2 protein-coding genes are annotated in these 2,325 nt (G+C 70.9%); both read right to left on the bottom strand.

What is annotated here, in order from left to right; all coding sequences use genetic code 11:
- Positions 1 to 41 precede the first annotated feature (41 nt).
- The gene (mug, locus tag IH13_RS0128160; protein ID WP_031088783.1) at positions 42 to 596 is read right to left on the bottom strand and encodes a G/U mismatch-specific DNA glycosylase; all 555 of its coding nucleotides are present in this window, start codon (positions 594 to 596) and stop codon (positions 42 to 44) included.
- Positions 597 to 615: 19 nt separating this feature from the next.
- Positions 616 to 2,058, bottom strand: a complete 1,443-nt coding sequence (gene purB, locus IH13_RS0128155) for an adenylosuccinate lyase (RefSeq protein WP_199814863.1) — start codon at positions 2,056 to 2,058, stop codon at positions 616 to 618.
- Positions 2,059 to 2,325 lie beyond the last annotated feature (267 nt).

Below are 2,325 nucleotides of genomic sequence, written 5' to 3'. Positions count from 1 at the left end.
AGCGGGAGGACCCGAGCCTGGTCCGGTGGACAGCGGCCCTCTCACGCGGACGGCGCCGGACCGTCGTCGACGGCCACCCGCAATCGGGCGTACTCGGCCGCCATCGTCGCCACCGTCCAATGGGCGTTGAGGCCACTCGGATTGGGCAGTGCCCACACCCTGGCCCCGCCTATGGTGCGCTCCTGGGGGCCGATCCGGGCACGGCGTTCACCGAAGGCCGTGCGATAGGCGGTGACGCCGACCACGGCCAGCCAGAGCGGTCCCAGCTCCGCCACCTTCTTCGCCAGGGCCTGCCCGCCCGCGCGGTATTCCTCGGCACCCAACTCGTCCGCCCGGGCCGTGGCCCTGGCCACCACGTTGGTGATGCCCAGCCCGTATCCCAGCAGCTCCCGCTGCTGGGACGGCTTCAACCGCCGTGGTGTGAAACCCGAGAGGTGCAGCACCGGCCAGAACCGGTTGCCGGGATGGGCGAAGTGATGGCCCGTCACAGCGGTCGTCAAGCTCGGGTTGATGCCGCAGAACAGCACACGCAGGCCGCCCGTGACCACGTCGGGCACGACGCGGTCACGGGCGGCCTGGAGCTCTTCGGGGGTCACCGGCCGGGAACCGTGCTCATCAGAGGATCGAGCCCGGGGTGTAACCGGCGGCCTCCGGGTGCTGCTCGGCGATCTTCTCGATCCTGGCCACCAGCGCGGTCACCTGGTCACCGGCCGCTCCGGTGAACGAGAGCTTGTCCTCCATCAGGGCGTCCAGCTGCGCGCGGTCGAGCGGGATGCGCGCGTCGGCGGCGAGCTTGTCCAGCAGTTCGTTGCGTTCGGCGCCCTGTTCCCGCATGGCGAGCGCCGAGGCCACCGCGTTCTCCTTGATGGCCTCGTGCGCGACCTCGCGGCCGACCCCCGCCCGCACGGCTCCCATCAGCACCTTGGTCGTGGCGAGGAACGGCAGGTAGCGGTCCAGCTCGCGCGCCACGACGGCGGGGAACGCACCGAACTCGTCGAGTACGGTGAGGAAGGTCTCCAGCAGGCCGTCGAACGCGAAGAACGCGTCCGGCAGCGCGACCCGACGGACCACGGAACAGGACACGTCGCCCTCGTTCCACTGGTCGCCCGCCAGCTCGCCGGTCATCGACGCGTAGCCGCGCAGGATGACCATCAGGCCGTTCACGCGCTCGCAGGAGCGGGTGTTCATCTTGTGGGGCATCGCCGACGAACCGACCTGACCCGGCTTGAAGCCCTCGGTCACCAGCTCGTGCCCCGCCATCAGCCGGATCGTCTTGGCGACCGACGAGGGGGCCGCGGCCAGCTGCACCAGCGCCGTCACCACGTCGTAGTCGAGCGAACGGGGGTAGACCTGGCCGACGGAGGTGAACGACTGCGCGAAGCCGAGGTGCCCGGCGATGCGCTGCTCCAGGTCGGCGAGCTTGTCGGCGTCGCCACCGAGCAGGTCCAGCATGTCCTGCGCCGTACCCACGGGCCCCTTGATGCCACGCAGCGGGTATCGGTCCAGCAGGTCCTCCAGCCGCCCGTACGCCACCAGCAGCTCGTCGGCGGCGGTCGCGAAGCGCTTGCCCAGCGTCGTGGCCTGCGCGGCCACGTTGTGCGAGCGGCCCGCCACGACCAGCTCGCGGTACTCGGCGGCCAGCTTGCCGAGGCGCGCGAGCACGGCCACGGTACGGTCGCGCATCAGCTCCAGCGAGAGCCGGATCTGCAACTGCTCGACGTTCTCGGTCAGGTCCCGGGAAGTCATGCCCTTGTGCACCTGCTCATGGCCGGCGAGAGCGTTGAACTCCTCGATCCGGGCCTTCACGTCGTGGCGCGTGATCTTCTCGCGCTCGGCGATCGAGGCGAGGTCGACCTGGTCGACCACCCGCTCGTAGTCGGCCAGCGCGGCGTCGGGCACCTCGATCCCGAGGTCCTTCTGAGCGCGCAGCACCGCCAGCCAGAGCCGGCGTTCCAGCTTCACCTTCTGCTCGGGGGACCAGAGGACGGCCAGCTCCGTAGAGGCATAGCGGCCGGCCAGGACATTGGGGATGCGAGGCTTCGCAGACACAGCAGTCACGTGTCCGGATTCTACTGGCGGTTTCTGCAGGTCCGCGCCGCGGGCCGGACTGTGCTTTCCTACGAGCGCGGCAGACCGGGGCCCGAGCCGCGGACCCGCCGTCCCGAACACCGAACCGCCGAGCCGGAGAGCCGGTGCGGGCGCCCCGGGCGGAGGCGGTCAGGTGCCGAGGCGGCGCCAGCCCGTCACGGGACCCGGCGTATCGAGGTCCTCCGGGGTGATCCAGAAAGCCGTTCCGAGCGCCGGGTCGAACTGCGCCCCCGCCCG

Source organism: Streptomyces sp. NRRL WC-3549 (assembly GCF_000721935.1).
In the GTDB taxonomy this organism is placed as follows: domain Bacteria; phylum Actinomycetota; class Actinomycetes; order Streptomycetales; family Streptomycetaceae; genus Streptomyces.
Note: the sequence above shows the minus strand (reverse complement) of the source record. Positions and strands in the feature narration are given on the sequence as shown.